Genomic DNA, 6,615 nt, shown 5'->3' on the forward strand with positions numbered 1-6,615 from the left:
GCAGCATAAATAATAAAATCACTAACTAAATATATCTGTTTTCATTTTATTTTTTTTGTAATCTAAGTTATTTCCCAACAACTCTATTACTCCCAAGCCAAGGATTTGATATCATATCATGTCCGGTAGCATCGGTCTTGTATGGGAAAGGTAAGGAAGAAGGAAGAAGGAAGAAGGAAGAAGGTTTAAGAAAAGGAAAAATCTTACTAATGGTAGATATTTCCACGGCTTTTACACAAACGATACAAACGGACATGGTATCATACAGCCTTTCGAGATTAATGACCTAAAACACAGTAGGGACGATCCATGTATCGTCCCTACTATAGGTAATTTTAACCTAGAGCTAAAAGCTGATAGCTAGTTAACGCAGGAAGAAATCATCAGCACTAATTTGTGCGTTATTAGTTAAGGTTGCAAAATTAGCACCATCACCTAAACCAGCAGCACTGCCATTAGCATTATAGAACAAGTTACCATTTTCACTGTTGTAGACAATAAACGCACTAGAAGTTTCTGCCGCTGCATTAGTAGTAACTATGTCAAATTCTGTTGCAACACTGAACCCATCACCTTGAATACTGGTAAGTGCGGTAAAAGTGTTTTTATCCAACAGAATAATATCTTGCCCTACAACAAAGTCGGTGATTTCATCTGTACCTACATCTGATTCATCAAACTCGTCATTAGNCTGTTGTAGACAATAAACGCACTAGAAGTTTCTGCCGCTGCATTAGTAGTAACTATGTCAAATTCTGTTGCAACACTGAACCCATCACCTTGAATACTGGTAAGTGCGGTAAAAGTGTTTTTATCCAACAGAATAATATCTTGCCCTACAACAAAGTCGGTGATTTCATCTGTACCTACATCTGATTCATCAAACTCGTCATTAGTAGCAAAGATAAAGCGGTCAATACTGACACCACCTGTGAGTATATCATTACCTGGACCACCATTGAGGCGATCGCGACCAGTATTACCAGCAAGGGTATCGTTACCCGGTCCGCCTAAGAGACGGTCAAAACCACGCCCTCCTCTCATCAAGTCGTTGCCACTTCCACCACGCATCAAGTCGTTCTCTAAACCACCGAGAATAGTATCATCACCAGCATTGCCAACTAGGCGATCGTTACCACGGTTGCCGTAAATCAAATCTTCGTCGTCACCACCACGGATAGTATCATTTCCACCAAAACCTTGTATAGTATCGTCTCCACCAAAACCATTGAGAACATTTGGATTTGAGTCACCTACAATCAAGTCGTCTGTATCTCCGCCTGCGATACCAACAAAAGTAAAGTTACTCACATCTAGGTTGATTTCTGTATCAAAGGTGGCGACTATTTCTAAACTGTCTCCTTGGAAGAAAGTCAGCACAGTTTGATTTTGTGCATTAACATACGTGGCAAAAGTACCACTACTATTAACACTAAGTTGCTGTAAGCGTGTTTCTACTTCTGTGAGGGAAGCAAATTCTTCAGTTAAGTCAATTAGACCTATGTTACTAGCAACATTTACAGTTGAAGCATCTACAGTAACCTGAGCGAAGCTACCGTTTTGGAAGTTTGCAAATATTCCTCTTTGGAACTGAAGTACATCTGTTGCTTCAAAGTTGTTAATAGCGATCGCTTCACTCAATGAATCAAAGAAAATCGTATCCACTAAACCAGTAGTAGCAGTAACTTCTGTGGCTGCACTTGCCGTGGTTACTTCAGTAAAGTTAAAGTTAGCCTGAGTTAGCGAGACTTCAGACGCAAACTGACTAACAACTTCTACTTGAGTGCTACTTTCTGCAAATGCTAGTACAGTATTACCTGATGAATTAGTGTATTGAACAAATACTGGGTTATTTGCTTGTAAACTACCTAGCAGTGCTTGTACTTCTTGTATTGAGTTAATCTGTTGTTGAACAATCAGTAAAGTTTGGTTCTGGATATCAACATTGGTGCTTGACTCACTAATAATTGTACTACTGAATGTTGAATTGCTAAAACCACCGAATAGTGATGAATTGAAGTTTAAGGAGTCTGACTCACTAAATCCAACTATCGTACCACCAATTTGTTCTAAGGAATTGAATTGAATTACATTTTCAACTTCACTGTTAACTACAATTGTATTTGAGTTACTGATGACAACATTGACATCTGGTTGAGGATCTTGTGCTGGAGGATCTTGTGCTGGAGGATCTTGTGCTGGAGGATCTTGTGCTGGAGGATCTTGTGGTTCATCTATCTCTTCATTGACAAAAACAAAGTTCTCTGAGGTAACACTAACATTAGCTTCCAGATTAGCTAGAATATTAATTTCTGTACCTGTCCAGTAACCTACTACAGTTTGTTGTTGTTCATTCTCGTATAAAAGTAACCTGGGAATATCACCAACCTGTAAAGCTTGCAACCGCGCAAGTAATTGCTGTTGTGTGAAACTAGCCTCGAATGATAGGAAATTGGCAGTTCCTATTGAAGTTGCCGTTTCGGTGACAGTCAATTCTTGTAGGGTGTCATTTGTGATTCCTCCAAAGATTTGAGAATCACATTCAAAAATGTCTTCCTCACTATAGTTTGTAATTGTCACCCCAGTTTCTGTCAGGGAGTTGAATACAAACTGATCCACTACACCAACAGTAGCAGTCACTTCTGTTTGGTTCGTAATATTGACGGTGTTGGTAAACTGTAAATTGTTCTCAAAAGTAAACTGACTAATATCTTCTAGTTCTACTTCCAAGTCTTCAATGATATCAACCTCGCTGCCATCGAAGAAAATTAACTGAGTGCTACCTTCGATATTAACTAATATGAGAGCTGAACGATCTACCACAAGTTCTGCCAGACGTTCTTCCAGAATTTCTAAACTGGTAAAAGACTCTTCCTGGAAAAGCAAGAAAGTTTGTTCAACTGGTTGAGTCAAATTAGCAGTGACATTGATACTGGTGAAATTTTCTATTGTGACATCTAGTGACTGTAGTATCTCAGCACTAATTTCTAACTGATCTACTGTAACATCAAAGTCATCATCGTCATCGTCATCGTCGTCATCGTCGTCATCGTCCTCAAAGTCCTCAAACTCTAAGTTCTCAACATCAAAATCACTAATATTCTCCAACTCTACTTGAAAGTCTTCTACTACTTGAAACTCAGACTCAGTACCATCGAACAATACTAACTGAGTACGACCTTCGATATTTGCTAATATCAGAACTGAACGATCGCCTACCNAGTACCATCGAACAATACTAACTGAGTACGACCTTCGATATTTGCTAATATCAGAACTGAACGATCGCCTACCAAACCTACCAGACGTTCTTGTAGCACTTCTAGACTAGCAAAACTTTCTCCGTTAAAAATCAAGAAACTTTCTTCAACTTCTTGGTTAAAGTTAGCTGCAATATTGATTTTCGTGAAATTTTCTAATGTGACATTAATATCTGTTAGTATATCAATATCAATTTCTAGCTTTTGTTCTGCTGTGATATCAAATGGTGTAAACAAGTCTAAGCTCTCAATAGAGAAATCACTAATATTTTCTATCTCTATTTCTGTAACTACCTCAAAGTCAGTACCATCGAAAAATACTAACTCAGTCGTACCTTCAATTTCAGCTAATAGTAGAACCGGACGTTGACCTACTAGCACTGCCAGTCGTTGTTGCAGAATTTCTAAACTAGCAAAAGTTTCTGACTCAAAAATCAAGAAACTTTGTTGAACTTCTTGGTTAAAGTTGGCAGTAACATTGAAGCTAGTAAAAGTGTCTGCTGTGACACCTAATGATTCTAAGAGGTTGGCATCAATTTCTATTCCATCGTCATCGTCGTCGTCATCATCATCGTCGTCATCATCATCATCATCGTCCTCATCATCGTCATCGTCCTCAAAGTCCTCAAACTCTAAGTTCTCAACATCAAAATCACTAATATTCTCCAACTGTACTTGAAAGTCTTCTAATTCTTGAAACTCAGACTCAGTACCATCGAACAATACTAACTGAGTACGACCTTCGATATTTGCTAATATCAGAACTGAACGATCGCCTACCAAACCTACCAGACGTTGTTCTAGCACTTCTAAACTTGCAAAAGTTTCTGAATCAAAAATCAAGAAACTTTCTTNAGTACCATCGAACAATACTAACTGAGTACGACCTTCGATATTTGCTAATATCAGAACTGAACGATCGCCTACCAAACCTACCAGACGTTGTTCTAGCACTTCTAAACTTGCAAAAGTTTCTGAATCAAAAATCAAGAAACTTTCTTCAACTTCTTGGTTAAAGTTAGCTGCAATATTTATTTTCGTGAAATTTTCTAATGTGACATTAATATCTGTTAGTATATCAATATCAATTTCTAGCTTTTGTTCTGCTGCGATATCAAATGGTGTGAACAAGTCTAAGCTCTCAATAGAGAAATCACTAATATTTTCGATTTCTCTTTCTGTTACCACCTCAAATTCACTACCATCGAAAAATACTAACTCAATAGTACCTTCAATCTCAGCTAATATGAGAACTGAACGTTCGACTACTAGCGCTGCCAGTCGTTCTTGCAGAATTTCTAAACTCGCAAAAGTCTCTTCTTCAAAAATCAAGAAACTTTGTTGCACTTCTTGGGTAATATCAGCAGTAATGTTGACACTGGTAAACGTTTCTGCTGTGACCTCTAATGATTGTAAGATGCTAGCATTAATTTCTATTAGGTCGCCATCATCATCCCCCTCATTATCATCGTCCTCATCATCATCGTCGTTATCATCCCCACCTATGATCAAGATATTATCTGTATCAATTTCCACATCTGTTTCTACATCAGTAGCAAAGTTAGCAATAACTTCAACTGAACCATTTTGTGAAAAAGCTAAAACAGTATTCTCTGATTCATCGGTGTAAGTCAAGAAAACGAAGTCAGTTACACCCAACTCAGTTAATCGTGTGTTGACTTCTTCTAGAGAAGTAAATACTTGGTCGATAATTAGAAAATTAGCACCTTCTACCTCTTCAGCAGTCGTAAATACTGAAACTAATGCTCTTGTTAAATCTTCATTTGTAAGATCCCCAAAATCTTCTGACCGTAATTTGATAATATCTGTATTATCATCAAAGTCTTCAATTGTAAATCCACCTTCAATTGTTTCGAGAATGAAGAATTCATCAGGATTATCTGTAGCAGAAACAATATTATTATCTGCTGTTACTTCTATTTCATTGAAGAGACTCAGGTTAACACTACTAAATAATTCTATATCAGATAGAATTTCATCAAATTCTTGAATAATAGTAATTCCTTCTGAACTACCATCTGAGAATAGTAAAACAGTTTGACCCTCAATGTTAGCAACAGCTAGAGCAGCAGTATTACCAACAAGAATGCTTAATCTTTGAGTAAAAACTTCTATGCTGTCAAATTCTTCTGTTGAAAAAAGTAGTAATTTTTCTGTTACCGGGGTGACATCATCAGTACCTATAACAACACTGGTTAGAGACTCTAAAGTCACTCCTAATTGTTCAAGTACAGATACACTAATTGATACTTGATTTTGATTACTAATTGAGAAATTATTCGTGCTAATATTCAGGTTTTCAATGGTAAATGCTTCGAGGTTGGATATCGTTTCGTACTCAGTAATAGTGTTAACTTCATTACCATCAAAGGATGCTAAAAATATGTTATCTGCTGTACTGAATAAAAATAAAGCTGTGCTGCTAAATCCAATATTTACTAACTGTTGTTGCAGCACTGTAATATTAGTTATTTCTTGTGAAATAACGAAAAAGTTAGCATTAAGGTCTATAGTATTTCCATCAGTTATTGATATTTCAATATCTTCTTGACTAATGTCTAGCAATTCCAGTATAGATGATTCAATACTGATAACTCCTCCATCACTAAAATCAATTCCTGTATTATTATCATTGAATTCAGGAAGTTCAATTATTGTTTCATCTGTTAAATACTGAAAATTCTCAGCACTTAATTCTCCTTTTTTGACTGAGACTCTGGCCAAAATATCAGTTTCATTATCTCGGGAATAAGCTATTGTACCTTTTTTACCATTGTCGTCTTCATCAAAAAAGATAATAGTCGGGAAGTTTGCATCTATGTTGAGACTATTTAAGAAATTTGAATCCCCCAGTAAAGTAGCTACATCTTCACTATCAACATTAGTAGATGTAACAAAATTTATGACTTGAGTGTTATTGGGGTCAAATACTTCTGCAAGAAGACCAATGGTATCATCGTCAGCTTCTAGATCGCTAATTTCATCTATACCTTCACCAATAGCTGTATAAACAAAGATGTCATCACCCGAATTTCCACGGAGCTTATCACTACCAAGACCTCCAACAAGAATATCATCTCCTTTCTTACCTTCGAGAGTATCATTACCATCATTACCAAAAATCAAGTCATTACCGTCATCACCCTTGATTTTATCATCACCACTACCACCAGAAATAGTATCCTCATCCTTCCCACCTTTAATATCATCATCACCTTCTTGACCGAAAATTAAGTCATTATCATCCTCACCCTTGATTTTATCATCACCATCACCACCAAGTATGGTATCATCTCCGTCATCCCCTTTTAGGTCATCATCATCTGATCCACCA

General features: G+C 36.9%; 2 pseudogenes. Both read right to left on the minus strand.

From position 1 onward, the window contains the following. Positions 1 to 691: 691 nt before the first annotated feature. Positions 692 to 2,823 (minus strand): annotated as a pseudogene (locus AFK68_RS45420) (calcium-binding protein); the annotation flags it as partial. Positions 2,824 to 4,115: 1,292 nt separating this feature from the next. Next, a pseudogene (locus AFK68_RS45425) lies at positions 4,116 to 6,615 on the minus strand (calcium-binding protein); the annotation flags it as partial.

The organism is Hydrocoleum sp. CS-953 (genome assembly GCF_002260545.1).
Taxonomy (GTDB): domain Bacteria; phylum Cyanobacteriota; class Cyanobacteriia; order Cyanobacteriales; family Microcoleaceae; genus Trichodesmium.